At 65.1% G+C, this 19,451-nt stretch carries 20 protein-coding genes and 1 tRNA gene; 6 read left to right on the forward strand and 15 right to left on the reverse strand.

All coding sequences use genetic code 11. From position 1 onward, the window contains the following. The first annotated feature begins 133 nt into the window (after positions 1-133). Complete coding sequence (locus GRX03_RS04125; protein ID WP_159762891.1) at positions 134-1,072, forward strand: SDR family NAD(P)-dependent oxidoreductase; 939 nt, start codon at positions 134-136, stop codon at positions 1,070-1,072. Between the two features lie 54 nt (positions 1,073-1,126). Here GRX03_RS04125 and GRX03_RS04130 read toward each other — a convergent pair whose 3' ends face one another. Beyond that, on the reverse strand, positions 1,127-3,742 hold the full coding sequence (locus tag GRX03_RS04130; RefSeq protein ID WP_159763193.1) for an MMPL family transporter: 2,616 nt from the start codon (positions 3,740-3,742) through the stop codon (positions 1,127-1,129). Positions 3,743-4,016: 274 nt separating this feature from the next. Here GRX03_RS04130 and GRX03_RS04135 point away from each other — a divergent pair, with 274 nt between their 5' ends. Continuing rightward, a complete protein-coding gene (locus GRX03_RS04135) occupies positions 4,017-4,898 on the forward strand; it encodes an alpha/beta fold hydrolase (RefSeq protein ID WP_368277955.1) in 882 nt (293 codons plus the stop codon). A 10-nt stretch (positions 4,899-4,908) separates the two neighbouring features. Here GRX03_RS04135 and GRX03_RS04140 read toward each other — a convergent pair whose 3' ends face one another. Both GRX03_RS04140 and GRX03_RS04145 read right to left on the reverse strand, forming a co-directional pair. Then, positions 4,909-5,082, reverse strand: a complete 174-nt coding sequence (locus GRX03_RS04140; RefSeq protein WP_159762893.1) for a hypothetical protein — start codon at positions 5,080-5,082, stop codon at positions 4,909-4,911. 160 nt (positions 5,083-5,242) lie between these two features. Next, positions 5,243-5,614 (reverse strand): thioredoxin family protein, encoded by a 372-nt coding sequence (locus tag GRX03_RS04145; protein WP_159762894.1) that lies wholly within the window; start codon positions 5,612-5,614, stop codon positions 5,243-5,245. Positions 5,615-5,693: 79 nt separating this feature from the next. Between GRX03_RS04145 and GRX03_RS04150 the strand changes: the two genes are divergently transcribed. Further along, positions 5,694-6,170, forward strand: a complete 477-nt coding sequence (locus GRX03_RS04150) for a hypothetical protein (RefSeq protein WP_159762895.1) — start codon at positions 5,694-5,696, stop codon at positions 6,168-6,170. A gap of 19 nt (positions 6,171-6,189) precedes the next feature. Here GRX03_RS04150 and GRX03_RS04155 read toward each other — a convergent pair whose 3' ends face one another. Both GRX03_RS04155 and GRX03_RS04160 read right to left on the reverse strand, forming a co-directional pair. Beyond that, positions 6,190-6,390 (reverse strand): hypothetical protein, encoded by a 201-nt coding sequence (locus tag GRX03_RS04155; protein ID WP_159762896.1) that lies wholly within the window; start codon positions 6,388-6,390, stop codon positions 6,190-6,192. A 120-nt stretch (positions 6,391-6,510) separates the two neighbouring features. Continuing rightward, a complete protein-coding gene (locus GRX03_RS04160) occupies positions 6,511-6,747 on the reverse strand; it encodes an amphi-Trp domain-containing protein (RefSeq protein ID WP_159762897.1) in 237 nt (78 codons plus the stop codon). Between the two features lie 135 nt (positions 6,748-6,882). Between GRX03_RS04160 and GRX03_RS04165 the strand changes: the two genes are divergently transcribed. Next, a complete protein-coding gene (locus GRX03_RS04165; RefSeq protein WP_159762898.1) occupies positions 6,883-7,269 on the forward strand; it encodes an ACT domain-containing protein in 387 nt (128 codons plus the stop codon). A gap of 143 nt (positions 7,270-7,412) precedes the next feature. Here GRX03_RS04165 and GRX03_RS04170 read toward each other — a convergent pair whose 3' ends face one another. Genes GRX03_RS04170 through GRX03_RS04180 form a run of 3 tightly spaced genes read right to left on the reverse strand, consistent with a single transcriptional unit; the run spans position 7,413 to position 10,459 of the window. Beyond that, positions 7,413-9,503: a type B DNA-directed DNA polymerase gene (locus tag GRX03_RS04170; RefSeq protein WP_159762899.1), complete on the reverse strand. Its 2,091-nt coding sequence runs from the start codon at positions 9,501-9,503 to the stop codon at positions 7,413-7,415. After that, positions 9,487-9,762, reverse strand: a complete 276-nt coding sequence (locus GRX03_RS04175) for a hypothetical protein (RefSeq protein WP_201289170.1) — start codon at positions 9,760-9,762, stop codon at positions 9,487-9,489. Before GRX03_RS04175 ends, GRX03_RS04170 begins: the two co-directional genes overlap by 17 nt. After that, positions 9,749-10,459: a hypothetical protein gene (locus tag GRX03_RS04180; RefSeq protein ID WP_159762900.1), complete on the reverse strand. Its 711-nt coding sequence runs from the start codon at positions 10,457-10,459 to the stop codon at positions 9,749-9,751. The genes GRX03_RS04175 and GRX03_RS04180 overlap by 14 nt, the downstream gene beginning before the upstream one ends. A gap of 204 nt (positions 10,460-10,663) precedes the next feature. Between GRX03_RS04180 and GRX03_RS04185 the strand changes: the two genes are divergently transcribed. Then, a complete protein-coding gene (locus GRX03_RS04185; protein ID WP_159762901.1) occupies positions 10,664-11,665 on the forward strand; it encodes a Cdc6/Cdc18 family protein in 1,002 nt (333 codons plus the stop codon). 69 nt (positions 11,666-11,734) lie between these two features. Here GRX03_RS04185 and GRX03_RS04190 read toward each other — a convergent pair whose 3' ends face one another. From GRX03_RS04190 to GRX03_RS04200, 3 genes are all read right to left on the reverse strand, one after another. Continuing rightward, on the reverse strand, positions 11,735-12,577 hold the full coding sequence (locus GRX03_RS04190) for a CPBP family intramembrane glutamic endopeptidase (protein ID WP_159762902.1): 843 nt from the start codon (positions 12,575-12,577) through the stop codon (positions 11,735-11,737). Between the two features lie 213 nt (positions 12,578-12,790). After that, positions 12,791-12,863, reverse strand: a tRNA-Gln gene (locus GRX03_RS04195). A 97-nt stretch (positions 12,864-12,960) separates the two neighbouring features. Further along, a complete protein-coding gene (locus GRX03_RS04200) occupies positions 12,961-13,212 on the reverse strand; it encodes an MTH865 family protein (RefSeq protein WP_159762903.1) in 252 nt (83 codons plus the stop codon). A gap of 185 nt (positions 13,213-13,397) precedes the next feature. Between GRX03_RS04200 and GRX03_RS04205 the strand changes: the two genes are divergently transcribed. Further along, complete coding sequence (locus tag GRX03_RS04205; protein ID WP_159762904.1) at positions 13,398-15,959, forward strand: DUF7282 domain-containing protein; 2,562 nt, start codon at positions 13,398-13,400, stop codon at positions 15,957-15,959. A 5-nt stretch (positions 15,960-15,964) separates the two neighbouring features. Here the strand turns inward: GRX03_RS04205 and GRX03_RS04210 are convergent, their stop codons facing one another. The 4 genes from GRX03_RS04210 to GRX03_RS04225 form a co-directional block, all read right to left on the reverse strand. Continuing rightward, entirely contained in the window at positions 15,965-16,657 is a 693-nt protein-coding gene (locus GRX03_RS04210; RefSeq protein ID WP_159762905.1) for an SDR family NAD(P)-dependent oxidoreductase, read from the reverse strand. A gap of 96 nt (positions 16,658-16,753) precedes the next feature. Next, positions 16,754-17,404, reverse strand: a complete 651-nt coding sequence (locus GRX03_RS04215; RefSeq protein WP_394351725.1) for a class I SAM-dependent methyltransferase — start codon at positions 17,402-17,404, stop codon at positions 16,754-16,756. A 42-nt stretch (positions 17,405-17,446) separates the two neighbouring features. Further along, positions 17,447-18,721, reverse strand: a complete 1,275-nt coding sequence (locus GRX03_RS04220) for an ABC transporter permease (RefSeq protein WP_159762906.1) — start codon at positions 18,719-18,721, stop codon at positions 17,447-17,449. After that, positions 18,718-19,440 (reverse strand): ABC transporter ATP-binding protein, encoded by a 723-nt coding sequence (locus GRX03_RS04225; RefSeq protein WP_159762907.1) that lies wholly within the window; start codon positions 19,438-19,440, stop codon positions 18,718-18,720. Before GRX03_RS04225 ends, GRX03_RS04220 begins: the two co-directional genes overlap by 4 nt. Positions 19,441-19,451 lie beyond the last annotated feature (11 nt).

Genomic DNA, 19,451 nt, shown 5'->3' on the forward strand with positions numbered 1-19,451 from the left:
TTCGACCGGCCGCCGATTATATGTTCGGCTCGTTTTCATTTCCGCCGCGTTCCCTCGGCTCCTCTGCGAGACGGCCCGACCGTTTCCTTTCTCTCGACCGACAAATAAATCTCCGTTCGGGCCAAGTACAGCTATGTTCGGGTTCGACCGCCCTCCGGAGGAACAGGCGAAGGTGGCAGACGCAGACTGTTCCGATCTGACTGTTCTCGTGACCGGATCGACCAGCGGCATCGGGCGCGTTGGGGCCCGTTCGCTGGGCCGACTCGGCGCGCACGTGATCGTTCACGGCCGCGACACCGAGGCCGGCAGGGAGGCCGTCGACGAAATCGACGCCACCGACGGCACCGCGGAGTTCATTCGCGCGGACTTCACAGACCCCGACGAGATTTCTGCACTCGCTGACGGCGTTCGCGAGTCCGTGGACCGCCTCGACGTTCTCTGTAACAACGCCGGCGGGCTCTTCCAGACGACCGAGCCGACCGAACTGGGCGTCGACCCGGCCTTTCAGGTCAACCACCTCGCACCGTACCAGTTGACGGCCGAGCTTCTGGACACGCTCGGTCCGGGGAGCCGCGTCGTCACCACCTCTTCGCTCGCCCACCGCGGGACGACGTTGAATCTCGACGAACTGCTGGCGGTGACGGGGCTGTCGACGGTGGCCGCCTACTGTCGCTCGAAACTGGCGAACGTCCAGTTCGCGGCCGAACTGGCCCGCCGCCTCGCGGCCGCGGACAGAGCGGTCACCTCCAACTCCTTCCATCCGGGCGTGATCCCCGGCAGCGAGTTCGGCCGGGCGTTTCCCGGCGTCAGCACGGAGCTGTGGCAGTTGTTCGATCAGTCGCCGTTCACCGAGTCCGTCGAGGAGGGCGCCGCGACGATGGTCTATCTCGCCGTCTCCGAGGACGTGGCCGAGACGACGGGTGCGTACTTCGCGCGCCGCCGCGAACACAGACCCTCCGCCGCCGCCCGCGACCGCGAGACACAGCGCAGACTCTGGGAACGCAGCGCACAGATTCTCGGGATCGAAGAGCCGCTCGCGGCGTACGCCGACGCTGCCGGGCCCTCACGGTAGCTCGGCATATCACCGGCGTCGTGGCCGTTCGAAAAAAGCGCTATCGAGTAGCCGTCACTCGGTCGTCCCGCCGTCGGCCGCAGCGGTCTCGCCGGCGGGGGCGGACTCCTCCTCGGCGTCTTCCGGGAAGTATCCCGACGGACCGAAGTACCGCGTCCAGAGGACCAAAAGCGAGGGCAGGATCAGAACGCTCGCGAGGAACGCGTAGATGATCGTCAGCCCGGTGATGATCCCGAACTGCTGGAGCACCGGCAGGATCGCGAAGACGAGGGTTCCGAATCCGCCGACGGTCGTCGCCGCGCTCCCGAGCAGCGCCCCGCCGGTCCCGGTGACGGTCGTCTCCATGGCGTCCCAGACGTTGCCCTGTCTCCGGAGTTCGAGTTCGTACCGCGAGCTCACGTGGATGCTGTAGGCGATTCCCAGTCCGATCGTCAGCGAGGTGATCGTCCCGGTCAGCGCGTTGAACGGGATGTCGAGCAGCCACATCGACCCGAGGATCCAACTCACCGAGAACACCACGGGCAACAGCGTGACGACGCCCAGCGACGCCTGGCTTCCGGTCAGCCGATACGCGAGTGCCAGGAAGATGAACACCGCCACGAGGGTGATGATCAGCCCCTGGATCACCGTATCGAGCAGGGCCTGCTCGGTCTCGTACTGGATGATCCGCTGTCCGGTCGCGGACACGTCGAGTTCACCGTTGCTGTTGTCTTCGATGGTCTCCGCCGTCTCGCGGAGATCACTGGTGATCTCCGACCCCGACGCGCTGCTTTTCAGCGCGACGGTCAGCCGGACGGCCTCGTACTCGCCGGCGTCGTTGCGGTAGATGACCTCCGAGGCGCTCGGGTTCAACTCCAGTAGCTGTCCGTACAGCGCGGAGACGTTCTCCTTCGGCACCAGTGTCGCTATCTCCTGAGGCGAGGGGTTCTGTGCGCCCGAGGACGCGACGAAGTTCGCCGTGAAGTTGCTCCGCGGATTCTCGGCGGCGGTCCGCTGCATGACCGTCAGCGGCGACTGGATGTCGGGTTCGCCGTTCGCGAGTTTGAACGTCGTCTCCCGCTGTTCGAGGTCGGTCGCCGCCTCGTTGAGTCTCACGAGCGTCTGCTCGTTCGTGACGTTGCCGCGTATCAGCAGTTCCCCGTTGTTGGTCTCCTGCTGGAAGTTCGACGAGATGAACTCCAGATCCTCCTTGGCCTGGTACTCGCCGGGTGCGAACGGCTCAGGCAGGCTCTGTGTCCACTCCGGCGGACTGTCGGCGAGGAAATCCTCCTGCTGGAAACTGGTATCGATCTGTGTCGCCCCAGCAGCGCCGCCGATTGTCAGAAGCAGCGTTACCGCGACGACGCCGACCGGGAACCGTCGGGCGGCGGTGGCACCGCTCGCGAGCAGTCGCGAGAAGACCGAGCCGCCGGTCCCGAAGGCCCGTTTCTGCCGGTCGAGTCCGTACGATTCGAGCACGGTATCGATCTCGATTTTCAGCGCCGGAATCAACGCCCCGAAGATGAGCAGCGCCGCGACGACACCGAAGGCGCTGACGATACCGAAATCACGGAGCGGGCCGATGGGGCTGGTCAGATTTGCCAGGAAGCCGATTGCCGCCGTCGCGGTCACCCAGACCAGCGCCGCCCCGACGCCGCCGAGGGCGACCGCCATCGACCGCCTGATGCTCTCGTCGTCGCTGTTGGTGCGCTGCTCGCGGTGGCGCATGAAGACGTGAATCGCGTAGTCGATAGACAGCCCGATCAACAGCACCGGCACTGACAGGAGCAGTTGGTTGAACGCGACGCCGGTCCAGCCCATGAAGCCGAAGGTCCAGATCAACACGGCGAAGATGCCAACCACGCCGAGGATGATATCCAGCAGATCACGATAGGCGACCGCCAGTGCGAGCACGACGAACAACAGCGCCATCGGACCGACGATAGCACCGCTGTCCTCTAGCGACTGGTCGATCTCCTGGAAGATGACCCCGGCACCGAAGACCGTGTACTCCTGGTCGCGGTCCTCGGCCAGATCCCGTATCTCTAGCTGGGCGTCCGTGACGTTGCTCGCGAACCCGTTCGGTGAGTTGACGGCGCCGCCGAAGGTCTGCTGGCGAACGATTGTCACGCGGGCCGAGGCCGTCGTCGACCCCGGTTCGTAGCTGTTCGCCATCAGCGATAGCGCCTGGGAGTTGCTCCCCTCCCGGAGCACCCCTCTCTCGCCGGTCAGCAGGTCCTCGAGCGTCCACGGACTGTCGTCGATGCGCTCGATTGCGGCAATCTGCTCCTCGATGGCCGGCGGTTGCCGCTGTGCCTGCCGGCGCTGCTGGTCGCCTCCAGACTGCCCGCCGGCCTGCTGGCGGGCGCGCGCCTCGCGCTGGAGCTGTGCCTGTGCGACGACGTTCTCGACGCCGAAGATCGGATTCTCGGCGACCAGCGTCTCGTTTATCGACTCCCTCCGGAGAATCTCCTGCTGGAGTTGCAGCGAGTCGATCAGCGCCTCCTGCGTGAGCACGTTCTCGCCGCGCTGGACGATCTGTACGGTCGTCGTGTTACTGCCGCTCTGGAAGTTCGTCTCGATGTAGCTGCTCGCCTCCTGAGCGTCGGATTCGGTCTCGAACTGGCCCGTGCTGGAGTCCTGCTCGACCATCCCTGCCCCGACGCCGATCCCGGCCGTCAGGAGCAGCATCACGACGATAATTGTCTTGCTGTACGTCGTCAGTACGTCGGCAACGCGCTGGGGAAGATCGCTCACGGTTGCCCTCCGTAGACACTGCCGGCACTCTCTCTCATTCTGTCATTCGATGACTCGTGTTGTCCGCCTAAATATCTGTTGTTAATGTCCTACTTACAGCGTTTCAGACTCCGAGAGGCCGTTTCGGTTCCGGTAAATATCGGCGGATTCAGGCAGTGAGGCGGCGGTTGACGGGACACTTTTGCCGGCGGCCCGCGTGTGGTGGGGTGTGACCGAGACAGTTCGCGCGAACGGCATCGAGTTCGGGTATCACCGCCGCGGCGATGGAGACCGACTGGCGCTTTGCCTCCACGGGTTTCCAGACGACGCGCGCTCGCTGGCCCCGATCACCGAGCGACTCGCAGCCGAGGGATTCACGACCGTCTCGCCGTATCTCCGTGGCTACGGGCCGACAGATCCGGCTCCCGACGGTGACTACTCCGCCGGCGCGCTCGGACGGGACGCGCTCGCACTCGCCGAGGCGATGCTCGAACGGGAGGGCTGTTCGGAAGCGGTCCTGATCGGCCACGACTGGGGGGCCGTCGCCGGCTACGCGGCGGCCCGGCAGGACCCGGAGCGGTTCTCTCACCTCGTGACCATGGCGGTCCCGCCGGGGTTTTCCGCCGAGTTGCTGCGCTCGCCGCGGCAACTGCTTCGGAGCTGGTACGTCTGGCTGTTCCAGTTCCCCGGCGTTGCCGAGCGCGTCCTCGCGGCCGAGGAGTTCGCCCTGATCGAGCAGTTGTGGCGGCTCTGGAGTCCCGGCTGGCAGTACGACGAGGACCATCTCGCCGGAGTGATCGAGACGTTCCAGACCGACGGCACCCCCGAGGCCGCCTTGCAGTACTACCGGCAGTTCGTCAATCCGACGGTCAAAGATCTCGCCCGCAACGGCCCGCCCAGTCGCGATTCGCTCCCGTCTATCGACGTTCCGGGGCTGGTGATCGCCGGCGAGCGCGACGGCTGTGTCGGCGCTGAACTCTTCGAGGACGCCGACACGCTGTTCACTGCGGACTGCCGGGTGCTCAAGATCCGGGAGGCGGGCCATTTCATGCACCGAGAACGACCCGCCGTCGTCGGCGAGGAGATCATCTCGTTTCTCGGAGCGGACTGACCGCCCCACATCACCGCTTCGCTTCGGTGTCGACGACCAACTCCGCGGGCACCGTGAGCCACGCGGTCGGGGGGACGGTCCCCGCCGGATCGCGGTCCTCGACCAGCGTCACTGTCCCGGAATCCTCGTCGGCCATCAGTTCGAGACTCCGTTCGGTCCGGTTCGGGGAGGGCGCTGTGGACATTGTATCTGTGTCTTCGCCCACCAACATCGTATAACGACGTGCTAGGAGTGCAGACGGAGGCCACTACGATATCTAGCTACCACGACCTGCCACTCGGTACGACACCAAATACCACATGACCGACCGACGAGACAGATCTACGACCCGGCGGGTCGCGGAGCTATTCGCAATTCTCGCTTTCTTCGCGTATCCACGCGGCCAACTCCTCGCCCGGGACGAAGCCGTCGTCTCTCCGCGCCACCGGTTCTCCGTCGACGAACAGCACCAGAAGCGGGACGCGCCGAACGTCGAATCGCTCGATCAACGGCGGATCGTCCCTGGGGTTGACGAAGCCGATGTCGATTCCGAGTTCCCGTCCGACGTTGCCGACCACCGGCTCCATGCTCTGACAGAGGCCACAACCGTTCGTGTAGAACTCGACGAGTGCGGTCTCCGCGCCTGCAACGAACTCGTCTAACTCACTCTCGTCCGCGAGTTGTGCTGGCCGGTGCTGATCCGTCGCAGGGGTCGTATCGGCGTCTGCGGTTGTCATACCCGTTTTTGTCGCTGCGGGCGTCTAAACGCTTCGTCGGGGGACAACTGTCTTGCTGACCGAGCACGAAGCAACCACAATGAGCGACGACAGCGGCGACCTCTCGCCGGCGGAACTGGCCGAGTACTGCAGGACGCAGGCGGGGCTGCTCGCGGGCCGTACGGAGACTATCGCCGCCGAGACCGACGAGCTACTGGACGAGATCGACGAGGACATCGCGGTCATGCGCGACCGACTGGAGGGTGAGCCAGGCGATTCCGACGCGTCCGCTGACTCCTCGCGGACGGACGAAACAGCCGACGCCGCCGCCGAACTGGAGCAACTGGAAGCCGATATCGAGCAGCGACAGGCTGTCGCCGAGGCGAACCGGGCACGGATGGCGGCCATCCGGGACCTCTCCGAGAACTACGCCGAGCTCGCGGCCGACCTCGACACTGTCGACGGCGAACAGGAGGCACTCGAACGGATCGTCGCGTTCGAGCAAGAGCACGACGCGTCCGCCTACTTCGACGACCGCCAGACGCTACTCGAAGCCGTCGCGGAATCGAACAGCTAGCTGTCGGGGTGTTCAACCGTCAGTGGTCGTGTTCGTGCCATCCGACCTGCGGTGCGAAGTGCAACCTGTGGTCCGTCCCGTCTGTCGTGACGATTATCGTGTCGATTCCCTCGGTGGGGCTCTCTTCTGTCTCTACCTGTTCGAAGGTATCGCTCCCGCGCAGTTCGTCGACTTCACTCGACGTGAGTGGTCGGTTCGGAAGGACATCACTCAGTGCCATGCCCACGGGTACGCCCCGCCGGATATATCCGTGGTCCGGTTCGCTCTCCGTTTTCCGGCTACCGACGCTGCAAACCGGTGTCGACCCCGGCACCGAGTACGTCGCAGTGTCCGATCGCCGCTACGGTTTCCAGTCGATTTCGATCCTGACGGTCTCACGACTCCCGCGGAATCGGGATTGCTTCTCGACGACATCGATCCGGTAACTCACCGTCTCTGACGGCGTGAGTACAACGTTCTTGTTGCCGACGCGGACTTTCATCTCTTCGCCGGACCGCAGTTCCTCCGCCAGGTCGGTCAGTCGCTCGGCGACGGCAGCCCTGTCCATCCGCTCGGCGTTTGTCGTTTGATCCGCCATACACGTTCAATGGGATAACCAGTGGTTGTTATGATGGGCTTACGTCACCCCGCTCCACCGTTCCCGCCGATTGTCGCCATCAGCGGCGCCCATCGGGAGTGATGCCTTTTTATCCGCTATCGAGTTAGCCTCGGCATGGATCCGATCCAGGTGCTTCAGGACGGCGCAGTTCGTGTCTCGGAGGCGACGTACGCGGTCTGCCGAACCGACCACAGCCATCCAGCGGCGTTCGCGACGATCCGGGACGAGACCGAGACCACGCTCATCATCGAAGAGAGCGAGGTCGGGAGCCTCGACGCCGAGACCGTCGAGACCGGCTGGAAACGCCTCACCTTCGAGATGGAACTCCCGTTCGAACTCGTCGGGTTCCTCGCGACGGTTGCCACGGAACTTGCCGAAGCGGATGTCTCGGTGTTCGTCGTCTCCTCGTACTCGACTGACCACGTGCTCGTCAAGCAAGAGAACCTCGACGATGCCCTCTCCCGACTCGAGGAGCTGGGCTGTCGTATCCTGATGCAGTGAGCAAAAGCCCGCGCCACCAGCTCACCGCTCGCCGAACGGCGACCCGGAGTTTATTTTTCGGTACGACTGTCGTCTGGCGGTTTCAGCCGTGTCCGTCGGCCACCTGTGGATCGATCTGTGTCTGCTCCTGGCGATTCCGGTGCTCAGCCGAAGTGTTCGAGCGGCGGTGTCAGCTGTCCGGAAAGCGCCTGCTCGATGTCTTCGGCTCGCCACCCGACCGGGGATAGCACGCTTTCGGCAGCTCTGACGAGCTGTTTCCGGTAGAACGAGATATCGTACGTGTCACACCCCTCGGCGGAGAGGCGAACCCGCTCGCGGTCGGTTCTGTCGTCGTCGACGACGACGTAGGAGACGTCCGTGCCGGCGGCCGACTCCCAACCCCCGTCCGCGAGCCGCTGCATGGCCGCTGTCGTCTGTGTCGACTGCGTGTACTCGCCAAGTCCCTTCGACGTTCGCCTCGTCACCGTCAACTTCTCCGGGTCGACCGTTTCCGTTTCGAGCCGACTCGTCCAGTCGGCCAACTCCGTACAGACGGCCTCCGGATCGCGGGTCTGATCGAACGCCTCGATCAGCGCGCGCTGGCACTCCGCGACGAACGGCGGCGTGCTGCGCTGTCGACACTCGACCCCGCGATACTTGTATCCGCCGCCGGCTCGCTTGCCGAAGTACTTCGTCAGTGCGCCGCTCTCACTGTTGCGAAGCGGGACGAACGCAATCCAGTCGTACTCTCCCTCGTATTCGAGCCGGATGCCCGTCTGCTCCGTGACCGCAGTCGCGACCTCCGGCAGCGGTGTTCGGTCCCGACCGGGCCGCGGTGTGACCCAGAGGCTGTCGACGATGCCGTGGACGACCCGCCAGCCGGCCGCCTCCAACTGTGCCTTCGCATCGAGTAGCAGTTCGCGGGCGTAGGCGTTGATGGCCTCGTGGCACTCGATCCGGCCGAACTTCGCGTTAGAGAACCCCTGATACCCGAAACAGGAGACGAGAATCCACTTCAGCGCGTCCGCCCGTCCCTGCAGTGTCGCTCTCCTCGCAGGATCGTCGATATCAGCGAGTTCTGCCTTGATCGCATCTCGATCGTCGATGAGCGGCCCGAGCACGTCCGGCAGATACCCCGGTTCGTCACAGATGCTGTACCCGAGTCCCGGCACGTCCGCTCGGTCGTGACAGTCGCATCTGATCGTCTCGGGGCTGACGTTTCGCGTACAGATGATATTCGGGTACAGCGACGAGAAATCGAGTTCGTGGACGGTCTCGCGGACGCCGACCGCCGGAGCGAAGGTGAATCCACCGCGGTCGGCGTCGTGCAACTGCCGCATCTGTTTCGGAAACTCGTGGCGTCGACTCTTCCACGGAACGAGGACGTTCCGCGCGACTGCCTCGCGGATCTGGATCGCCGTCAACACGTTCCCAATCGAGGCCCACGAGAGCTCCTGTAACGGTTTCTGCGACCGCTCGACGAGGTCGAGGCAGCCGTCGAGGGTCGTCTCGTCGTAGAAGAAGGTGTTCGCCCGGTCGATCAGCACGCGACCCGGAACGTCGTATCGGGCCGGCGAGTGACCGACCTGCCCGTAGCTCTCGTAGGTCGACGCGCTCGCCAGTTGCTCGTATCCCGACCGCCGGCCCAACTGAACCGGAGCGTCGAGGCGCTGTCCGGTCTCGGTTACCGCCGGGACCAATTCGGCCGTAGACAGCACGAGTACGTCCGGATCGACCGCGTGCAGCCGTTCTCGCAGCGTCGCGACGACCTCAGTCGGCGTCTCACACAGATCGTCACCGATCCGCAACGCTGTCACCGGGACCTCGGGCGTACCGGGCTGTGGGTACTCGATATCGAGTGTCCGGAGCGACCGCTGTGGTGTCGCATCCCGCCCCGTCTCGAGGCAGTAGCGGAACGCTCGCGAGAGGTCGACGTTGAACAGACGGTAAGTCCCGGGCCGGCCCTGGCGGCGGATCCAGGCTGCAACCGGCTGAACGCGCCCGATCGAAGCTACATCGATCCGGAGAACTCGTTCCTCGTCGCGCCGGAACGCGGGTCGCCAGCCCTCCTGCTCAACCGCTGCCACGTCTCCCCGCTGTTCGAGTCGGTCCGCGAGTCGGTCAAGACCGTCGCCCGCCGTCGTCGCGGCGTAGATTGTCGGCGTGTACGACGTGTTCCGGCGGGTCCGGACGCCGTTGGCCGTCGCGTGCCACTCCCGGACGCCGTCGTCGGTGTACTCAACCGTCAGCACCATCGTCGACCTCCTCCAGTTGAGCGACTCGCTCGGTTAGCGCCGCCAGTTCCCGCTCGTGTGCCAGTAACACCGATACCAGAAACGGTATCTCGGGGTTCGGGTGGTTGAGGTAGCCGGCAGCGTGGGCGTACGTTCGCCCGTGCTCGAACAGTCGCTCGACGTGTGGCTGCTCGCTCGCCCGCAGCGCCCGGCGATAGGGCTCGAACTCCGCCTCGATCTCTTCGAGACGGTCACGGTAGGTCGGGTTAGTTCGACCCACGAATACTCACCCCCAACCTGTCCTCAGGTGTGTCTCCCGGCGTTTCGTAGAGCGGCTCCCGACTCGCGAGCACGTCGGCCCAGAACGCGAGCGTCGTCTGCACCACCTCGCCGCCCTCGACGGGATACACGAGGGTCTCCTCCTCCGGCGTCTGGAACCGCGGCCCGAACGGGGTCTGCTCGCAGCGCACTCGCTGATCCGCCGCCCGTTCGACCGGCGCGCTGAACTCGTCGGCACGGCTCCGCGTGACCAGCGCGGCCACGTCCGCTCTGCGAGCGATCCGGGCGAGCGACACGACCCCGGTGAGCAGCATCTCCTCGCCCTCGTCGGCGAGCAGGCTGTCGTCGCGGTAGTACCGGTCGATCTCCGGGACCACGACGAGGCTCGTCTCGGCGGTGAGCCAATCCGGAAGCTTCTGCAGGAGCGCGAGGTGCTGGAACGGGGTGAACCCCCGCGCGACCCGGATCTGGTCGAGAATCCGCGCCGAAGGGGCGAGGTCGGTCAGCGGGTCTGTCCGTGCGCGCGTCCCTGGATCGATCCAGATTCCGGTTCCCCCGGAGAGCAGGACGTGATCGACAGCCAGCGCGTGGACGACGTTGTCTATCGAGTCGGTGTCGTTGCAGAGTGTAATCCCGGGGTCGAGGTCGGGCACCGCGGCGATCTGATCCGGCGTCGAGCGTCGGGTGGATCCTGACATACACGGGGACTGTGCCGAGAGGGGGTTAAGCGAGTGGGCGGCGCTTCCGGGTTTCCGGGTTCTGCGGTGACTCTCGCTCCCGACCCGGGTTCCAAGTTGTGCGTCGGTCCGCCGCGGTCGGAGGTTCGCTGCCGGTGCGTCGCTACCCGGAAACTCGGAAGCACGGCCCTTCCGCTTATGTGGCTGGCAGTTGATCGCTCGGGTATGATTCAGGACGCCCGCGTACTGCAGGACGACCATCTGCCTCGCGAGATTGTCCACCGCCACGAGGAGATGGCACAGCTCGCGACGGCGCTCGAACCCGTCGTCGAGGGTGACCGCCCGCAGCACGCGGTGTTGACGGGTCCGTCGGGGGCGGGGAAGACCTGCATCGCTCGGGCGACGCTCGACCGCCTCCAGGAGCAGGTACTCGACGTGCATACCGCCCACGTCGACTGCTGGCTCCACCACAGCGACTTCCGGATCCTTTACAAACTGCTCGAAACGCTCGGGACGACCTACGACATCCACCGGTCGACGCCGCACGACGAACTGCTCGACCGACTCGCTGATCTGGAGAAACCCTTCCTGATCGTGCTCGACGAGGCCGACCAGATCGACGACCCCGATCTGCTGCGCCGGCTGTACAGCGTTCCCCGGATTACGATGATTCTGGTCACCAACCACCAGCGAGACCTCTTCTCGCCGCTGGACGAGCGGCTGCAATCGCGGCTCCGGAGCAGCGACACCATCGAGTTCGACAGCTACACGCACGACGAACTCGTCGCGATCCTCTCCGACCGAGCCGACTGGGGGCTGACTGACGGCTCGATCACCGACGACCAGCTCGCTCGGCTGGCGACCGCCGCCCGTGGAAACGCCCGCGACGCCATCAGTATGCTGCGCTCGGCGGCTCGGAACGCGGAACAGGCCGGCCGCGAGCGGATCGACGAACTCGACATCGACGAGGCGATTCCCGCTGCCAGGGCAGAACTCCGCCAGAAGAGCCTCGACCGACTGACGGCCGACCAGTTGGCCGTCTACGACGTTCTCCGCGAAGGCGGGGAACTCATGCCGAAAGAGATCACTGCGGCGTACCAACAGCGCGTCGACGACCCGAAATCGAAACGGACGGTCCGAAAGTATCTGCGAAAACTCGAACAGTACAACCTGATCGAGGGCTCGGGAAACGGACCCAGTAAGGTCTACACGACGACGAGCTCCTGAAAGGAGGCGAGTCCATCGCTGATTGCGGGTTCGAGACTCACCGGTCGGCTCGCCACGGTGTTGGGCAAATCAGGAGGCGCTCTCGTTACCCTTCTCGATTCGAACGTACGGTGTCACCCGCGTGTCTGCTGTCAGCCGCCTGTACGCGACGGTGACGCCGAGGTAGAGGATGGCGATACTCACGAGGAATCCGGTCTGGGCGGGGCCGTCCCACGCGAACCCATCTACCAGTAGCGGCCAGCTATTACCGAGTCCGTGCAGCAGTCCCACGAAGTAGAGGTTCTCCGTGAGTTCGTACACGATCCCGAACCCGGCCCCGCTGAGTGTGAGTACGACCAGTGTCCCGACGACGGAGACCCCGCTCACGTATCCACCTTCGACCAGAATCCTCGGCACGTGCGCGAGGGCAAACAGGACACCTGCTGTGACGACGGCTCCCGCCCGCGAGAGCCAGCTATTCCCTCCGAGTACGCTCCGCACCTTCCCCTGCAGGTACCCGCGGAATACGAGCTCTTCGATAAATGCGTAGCTCATCGTCGCAGCGAGGGCTCCGACCGAGACCGATGTGAGCAAATCAGCCCCCCACGGGTTACCACTCGCGAGTGCCAGCCCCACACCGACGACGTTCAGCCCGACCCAGACGGCGATGAAGGCACCGAAGCCGGGCGCGACGAACGGACGCGAGAGCCCGATATCCGCCGCGTCGGCGTCGTCCAGATAGAGAAAGCCGAGCCCAATCGCGGCGAGCCCGAGGAACCACACTGTCTCGACGGCGTGCTGTGTCACTGCTGTCTCGCTCGTCACGGCTGCGTCGACCAACTGATTGAGCACGATATACGCTGCTACCACGGCGAGAAACACGATCAGCCACGTCGGATCGCTGTCTATCGACACTTCTCTCTCCGTTTTCATCTGTTCGCTCGCGGTCTATTCGTTGGGGAGTGTTGGGTTGTATTAACGATTGCTCCGCTGCTATTCATACCAACTGGCCCCGAACTCGCGGCCTGCCGGTCAACTCGCCACAGAAGTGATCACAGGCGGACTCGAACCCCGAGGACTCGCTTCGCTCGCCCTCTGAAACGAATCCGCGTCGCGACGCTCCACGCTCACTTCGGTCGCGCAGAATAGTCCCGGGCGGATTCGAACCGCCGTCAGAGGCTCCAAAGGCCTCTATGATTGGCCGCTACACCACGGGACTGCATGTGCTCCTTACTGGCTGGCCTACAAGTGTCTTACTGTCGCTTCCGACCGCCGCTGAAGAAAAGCTCCTGGGTGGTTAGCAGCCCACTGTGGCCTTAAATCTCGCCGTCCTCTTCGAGCGCTTCCATGATGTCGTCGACGAACGACTCGACGTCGTCGTAGGGGAAGTCGCCGCCGCTGACGGTCTGGTTGAGCTCCATCGCCGTCATCGAGAAATCACCGGACTCGAAGGAGGTGGACGGACCGTTCGGCAGTGCCGGAACGAGATCCATCGGGCTGTTGATCGGGTAGTCTGCACCTTCGAACGCGTTGATGAACTGCTCGCGCAGGTCGTCTTTATCGACCATACCCGTTATTCGTGAACACCGCTGAAAAAGATTGGTGGTTTCCGACCGACAACGCTTCGCACACACCGCTGCCACCTCCCGAATCGGTCTCTCACCACGGCGCAGTAGGTACTGTGGGCTACTGTTACACACCATACATGTTAGCATGTTCTTTATCATATACTCCCTACGCACAGTGATACTGTATGCCAGACGATTCACTCGACAGTCCCCGGCGGCGGAAACTACTCGCAAGCATGGGTGCCGGAGTCGTTGCCTACGGGGCTGCTGTCGGCGGGACAGCGGCACAGACACAGCAAGAGGTCCAGGCGACGCTGAACAACATTAGCGCCAGCGCGTGGGAGGTGACGAGCGTCGAGGGCGACGACGAGTTCGCGGAGATGGGCGTGGAGAACCCGGAACTGACGCTCCGGGTCGGCACGCGGTACACGATTCAAAACGACGGGTGGAGTTCGCATCCGCTCGAATTCCGTGACGCCGACGGTGATGCCCTGTTGAGTCAGAGTACCGACGGTTCGTTCGAGGGCGACTCCGAGACCGACTGGGTCGACGACGGCACCTCCGTCTCGTTCACCGTCACGAGCGAGTTAGCGGACGAACTCGACAGCTACATCTGCACAGTCCACGGTCAGATGAACGGTTCGATCCGGACGGTACAGCAGAGCGACAGCGACGCGCCGGCCGACGTGACGATGAGCGACCAGTCCTCCGACGGTGTGACGGTCACCGTCGACTCCGCCCGTCTGGACGACGGCGGGTTCGTGACGATCCACGACTCGACGCTGCTCGACGGCGATGCAATCGGCAGTGTCCGCGGCACCAGCGAGTACATCGAACCCGGGAGCGTCGAGAACCTCGACGTCGAACTCGACGACCCGCTCGTCGAGGGTGATACGCTGATCGCGATGCCCCACCGGGACTCGAACGACAACGAGACGTACGACTTCGTCTCCTCCGGAGCGAACGCCGATCCGCCGTACACCGCCGAGGGTGACGCTGTCACCGACGACGCGGACGTACAGGTCGACACCGCCGCCGCGACGCTGATTACCGATCAGCGCTCGGACGGCGAGAGCGTGACGGTCGATTTCACCCGGGTCGACGACGGCGGATTCGTGACGATCCACGACTCGACGCTACTCGACGGCGACGCGCTGGGTAGCGTCCGCGGCACGAGCGAGTACCTCGAATCCGGAACGTACGAGGATCTCGAAGTCACGCTCGACGACCCGCTCGCCGAGGGTGACACGCTGATCGCGATGCCACACCGCGATACTAACGGCAACGAAACCTACGACTTCGTCTCTTCGGAGGCGAACGCCGACGCGCCGTACACCGACGACAGCGGTGCGATCACCAACGCGGCCGATGTGCAGGTGACTGCGGCCGACGTGCGCATCAGCGATCAGGCCACCAACGGAGAGACGGTCACGGTGGATTTCGCTCGGGTCGACGACGGTGGATTCGTGACCATCCACGACTCGACGCTGCTCGACGGCGACGCAGTCGGCAGCGTCCGCGGCACGAGCGAGTATCTCGAGCCCGGAAGCGTCGAGAATCTGGAGATCGGACTCGACGATCCGCTCACTGAGAACGACACTCTCATCGCGATGCCCCACCGGGACACCAACGGCAACCAGACCTATGATTTCGTCTCCTCCGGGGCGAACGCCGACGCTCCGTACACCGACAGCGACGGCGCGATTACCGACAGCGCCGCGGTCCAAGTCGTCGACGCGTCGGTCAGTTTCTCGCGGCAGGCGACCGCCTCTCCGACATCGACCCAGGAGGGTGCGACCGCGCCCGGCGTCTTCGCACAGGTGAGTGCCAACACCGAAACCGCGGTCGTCGTCACGTACGAGGACGGCGGAGACCTCGTCATCGCAGGTCTCGGCGTCTTCGGTGCGGACGCACTCAACGGCGAAGGCGTCACCGTCGCCGTCGAGGATGCAGGCGGCTTCCCGGGCCAGCACACCGTCCACGCGATCCCGGCGAGCGAACTCAGCGGCGACTACGCGCCCGGAGACACGGTTTCCGCGGCGACCGCCGGGGCGGTCGTCGACAACAGCACCGCGACGGTCCATCAGGCCGGACTGACCTTCGAGAACCAGACTACCCAGGGGCCGGTCGAAAGCGGCGATACGATGGCGACGGTCGACGCGTCGCTGTCCGGCGACGTGACCTACACCGTCGACGTGCACGTCACGAACAGCGAGGGCAGTCTCGTCGCGGCCGAGTGGATCGGCTCGACGAACGTCCTGACCGGCGAGAACGAGGGGGCGGAGATCATCGCCGAGCGCGTTCCGAGCGACGGCGAGTTCAACGAACTGCCGTTCTCCGGTACGGACGCGTTCGTCGCGATGATCCACCTCGCACCAGACGCCAGTGCCGGCGAGTCAGCGTCACCCGGTTCGGGGCCGGTGGTTCCGAACGTCGACGCCGAAGCGGGTCCCGTCCCCGGCGGCGTGACCGCCCGTGCCGAAATTACCGCCGAGGAATCGATGGACGGCGAAGACGGCACGGACGGAGAGGACGGCATGGACGGCAACGACAGCAGCAATATGGACGGTGGGGACAGCGAAGGTGGGGACGGCGGAGACAGTTCAGACGGCTCCGGGCCGGGCTTCGGTCCGTTCGCCGGCGCGGCCGGACTGGGCAGTCTCGCCGCCTACGCCTACCGGAAACTCGACCTCGACGCCGATCCGGCGACTCCCGAGGACGACGACCTCGACGAGGACTCCGAGTAGGAAAGTTACCGCGTCTCCTTTCGCCACTGTTTTCGGTCGACAACCTCGCCGTCGAGCAACTCCGCCGGTGCCTCGGTCGCCGCCCAGATGAACTGCGCGGCAACGTCCTCCGGGTCGTGGCCTCGCTCGCCGGAGAGTTCGGTCGCGACCTGTCCCGGGTCGACGACGCCGACGACGCGTTCGGTGTCCGCTCCGAAGCCGCGGGCGATGGCCTCTGCGGCGGCCTTCGAGACGGCGTAGGAGCCGTAGCCGGGGTACGGTTCCCGCGCGACCGATCCGGAGGCGACGAGAACCCGCGCATCCTCGGCAAGATGTGGGAACGACTCGCGGACGGTCGCGAACGTCCCGCGGGCGTTCGTCCGCATGTGATCGTCGAAGGCGGCGTAGCTCTCCTCGGTCAGCGGCGTCGATCCGGTCTCGCCGTGATAGACCGCCGCGTTCGCGACGACGCAGTCGATCTCGCCGCCGATCTCGGCGGCGGTCTCCATCAGTCGCTCGACATCGAACTCGTCGCGCACGTCCGCTCGCGTCGCTGTCGCCCGCCCGCCAGCGTCTTCGATTTCCTCGGCGACGGCCTCGATCGCATCGCTGTCCCGGGCACAGATGACGACGTGTGCGCCCGCTTCCGCGAACGCGTGCGCGACGGCCTCCCCGATCCCACGACTCGCTCCTGTGACGACGGCTGTCTGTCCGTCCATACGCCGGTCTTCGGCCGGGCGCTCCTTAATTCCGACTCCGGGAGCCACGACGGGATCGATCCAATCACCTCCGGCGAGCAGACACCCGTTCCATCCTCACAGCCCCGGCAGCCCGTCGAGCGCCCGTCGCAGTCGCCCTCGCTCGTCGAGCCGTCGCATCCGACCGCGAATCATCGGGACGGCGCCGTCAGTGATCGTCTCGTATTCGAGTAACTCGAAGCGGTCGTCGCGGCGGAACAACTCGCCGGTGTCGCGGTTGAGATGACAGCCGCCGGCGACGGTGTGCCAGGCGGGTGCGAGCAGGTCGTGTGCGCGGCCGACGGCTCCGTCCCCGCGGACGTGTTCGAGAAATCGGAACTCGCCGCCCGGCCGCAGAACGCGAGCGACCTCGTCGAGGGCGGCCTCGTGGTCCGGGATCGTACAGAACACCAGCGAGGCGACGACGGCGTCGACGGACCCGTCGTCGTACGGGAGTGATTCGGCGTCGGCGTCGACGAGTTCGACGGCCAGATCCAGATCGGCCGCGCGCTCGCTCGCCCGGACGCGCATGTGCGGATCGGGTTCGACCGCGTGGAGTTCGACCCGTTCGTCGTAGTAGGGAAACATCGCCCCGGTCCCGGCCCCGAGTTCGAGGACGCGCCCCGAGAGGCCCGCCGCCAGCGCCTCGCGATGTTCGGGGAGTACCGTTCGCTCGGGGACGGCCATCACCGCGTCGTACAACCTCGCGACGATTGGATGTCCGGTCACAGGCGGGGTTCGGTCAGCGGGGCAAAAACAGTGTGGGAACCGTCACTCGTATCGCAGCGCGTCGATCGGATCGACGCGGGCGGCCCGCCAGGCGGGGTACAGTCCGGCGACGATCCCCGTCGTGATCCCCATCGCGGTCGCGACGGCGATCCAGCCGAACGGGACCGTGAACCCGACCTCGGCGTAGGCGGCCGCCCCGAACCCGACGATCAAGCCGACGGGGATTCCGACGACTGCACCGGCCAACCCGAGCAGTGTGGACTCTGCGAGAAAGAGTCCCATCACCTCGCGGTTGTGCGCGCCGTTTGCCTTCATGATCCCGATCTCCTTGGTCCGCTCGGTGACGCTGACCAGCATGATGTTCGCGATTCCGAAGGCACCGACGAGTAGCGCCAGGATCCCGATACCGGAGACGAGTTGGATCACGTCGTTGAGCACCGACTCGATTCCGTCGACGATTGCGGCCGTCGACTGGACGGTCACTCCTTCCTCGACGACCTGTCCCGCGTCGGACTCCTCCTCGAAGTACCGCTCGATGCGGTCGCGGGTCTCGCTGACCTGGTTCGGCTCCGCGACGACGGTTACCTGCCGATACGCGGCCTGTTCGACACCCTGGGACGGTGACTCGACGGTATTGCCGTACTCCCGGTAGTACGGGTCCGTCGGGACGTAGACCTCGGCGCTGAAACTCCCGAAGACGTTCAGCCCGCCCCGGGCCTGTGAGATGATACCGACGACCGTGAAGTTCTCCTTGCTGTTGCCGTAATCGATCACGACGGTGTCGTTCACGCCGACATCCCCCTCAAACTCGTTGGCGGCAGTCTCCGACAGGACAATCTCCCCGGAGTCCCCCTGCTCGAAGGGGCCACCGCTCACGAAGTTCTCCTCCGGCAAGGCCGCCGGCGTGGTCGCGATGACGCTCTGTGGCCGAGTCTCGTTCTGGTAGCTGACCGAACTGGCGTCGATACTCCCGCGTGGGATCACCGACCTGACGCCGTCGATCTGTGAGAGCTGATCTAAGTCGTGGACGGTGATTCCCGGCAGCGCGATGTTCCCGAGTTCGTCGGCCGAAGGGGGCGGTCCGCCGTCGCCGCCCGAACTGGGATCGAGTCCCACGTCGCCGGTGACGATGATGATCTCGCTGGCGGCCGTGTCCTCGAACTCCCCGACGATGTCGGTCTGGACGCTCGTCCCGAAACTCGCGAAGATAATCACCGTCGCGATGCCGATAACGATACCGACCGTCGTCAGTGCTGATCGGAGTCGGTGACCGGTCAGCGACCGCCACGCGATCCCGATTCCGTCTCGAAACTTCATTGCAGTGGCTCCGGTGTGGTCTGCTCGATTGACTCGATGCCTTCGACGACCCCATCCGTGATGTGGATGATCCTGTCGGCGTGTTCTGCGATCCGGCGCTCGTGAGTGACGAGGATGATCGCGTTCCCGCGGTCGTTCGCGTCTTCGAGCAGTCGCATGATCCCCTCCCCGGTCTCCGTGTCGACGTTGCCCGTCGGCTCGTCTGCGAGGATCAGGTCGGGATCGGAAGCGAGCGCCCTGGCGATGGCGACACGCTGGCGCTGGCCGCCGCTCAACTCCTGTGGCAGATGGTCGATCCGGTCGCCGAGACCGACGTCGTCGAGCAGCGACCGCGCACGCTCACGACGGCGCGACCGCTCCCACTCCGCGAACAACAGCGGCAACGCGACGTTCTCCTCGGCAGTCAACCGCGGCATGAGGTTGAACGTCTGGAAGATGAACCCGATCCGCGTCCCTCGGAGCGCAACCCGCTCCGACTCCGATAGCGTCGGGATGTTCCGGCCGGCGACGACCACGTCACCGTCCGTCGGGGTGTCCAGCGCGCCGACGAGATTCAACAGCGTACTCTTGCCGGACCCGCTCGGCCCCATCACCGCGGAGTAACTCCCCGGCTCGAAATCGAGCGTGACGCCGTCGAGAGCGGTCACCGTTCCACCGAGATCGTACTCCTTTCGGACGCCGTCGAGGGAGACGACTGTCTCCGCGTCGGAAGTACCCATTCAGTACGTAT

Origin of the sequence: Halovenus carboxidivorans (assembly GCF_009831575.1) — an archaeon.
Lineage (GTDB): Archaea > Halobacteriota > Halobacteria > Halobacteriales > Haloarculaceae > Halovenus > Halovenus carboxidivorans.

Bases quoted from the DNA above. Each gene is read 5' to 3' on its own strand.
- GRX03_RS04165 (WP_159762898.1), top strand. From the start codon at position 6,883: ATGGATCCGATCCAGGTGCTTCAGGACGGCGCAGTTCGTGTCTCGGAG.
- GRX03_RS04145 (WP_159762894.1), bottom strand. From the start codon at position 5,614: ATGACAACCGCAGACGCCGATACGACCCCTGCGACGGATCAGCACCGG.
- GRX03_RS04180 (WP_159762900.1), bottom strand. From the start codon at position 10,459: ATGTCAGGATCCACCCGACGCTCGACGCCGGATCAGATCGCCGCGGTG.
- GRX03_RS04130 (WP_159763193.1), bottom strand. From the start codon at position 3,742: ATGCTGCTCCTGACGGCCGGGATCGGCGTCGGGGCAGGGATGGTCGAG.
- GRX03_RS04190 (WP_159762902.1), bottom strand. From the start codon at position 12,577: ATGAAAACGGAGAGAGAAGTGTCGATAGACAGCGATCCGACGTGGCTG.
- GRX03_RS04220 (WP_159762906.1), bottom strand. From the start codon at position 18,721: ATGAAGTTTCGAGACGGAATCGGGATCGCGTGGCGGTCGCTGACCGGT.
- GRX03_RS04150 (WP_159762895.1), top strand. From the start codon at position 5,694: ATGAGCGACGACAGCGGCGACCTCTCGCCGGCGGAACTGGCCGAGTAC.
- GRX03_RS04125 (WP_159762891.1), top strand. From the start codon at position 134: ATGTTCGGGTTCGACCGCCCTCCGGAGGAACAGGCGAAGGTGGCAGAC.
- GRX03_RS04160 (WP_159762897.1), bottom strand. From the start codon at position 6,747: ATGGCGGATCAAACGACAAACGCCGAGCGGATGGACAGGGCTGCCGTC.
- GRX03_RS04225 (WP_159762907.1), bottom strand. From the start codon at position 19,440: ATGGGTACTTCCGACGCGGAGACAGTCGTCTCCCTCGACGGCGTCCGA.
- GRX03_RS04185 (WP_159762901.1), top strand. From the start codon at position 10,664: ATGATTCAGGACGCCCGCGTACTGCAGGACGACCATCTGCCTCGCGAG.
- GRX03_RS04205 (WP_159762904.1), top strand. From the start codon at position 13,398: ATGCCAGACGATTCACTCGACAGTCCCCGGCGGCGGAAACTACTCGCA.
- GRX03_RS04200 (WP_159762903.1), bottom strand. From the start codon at position 13,212: ATGGTCGATAAAGACGACCTGCGCGAGCAGTTCATCAACGCGTTCGAA.
- GRX03_RS04140 (WP_159762893.1), bottom strand. From the start codon at position 5,082: ATGTCCACAGCGCCCTCCCCGAACCGGACCGAACGGAGTCTCGAACTG.
- GRX03_RS04155 (WP_159762896.1), bottom strand. From the start codon at position 6,390: ATGGCACTGAGTGATGTCCTTCCGAACCGACCACTCACGTCGAGTGAA.
- GRX03_RS04170 (WP_159762899.1), bottom strand. From the start codon at position 9,503: ATGGTGCTGACGGTTGAGTACACCGACGACGGCGTCCGGGAGTGGCAC.
- GRX03_RS04210 (WP_159762905.1), bottom strand. From the start codon at position 16,657: ATGGACGGACAGACAGCCGTCGTCACAGGAGCGAGTCGTGGGATCGGG.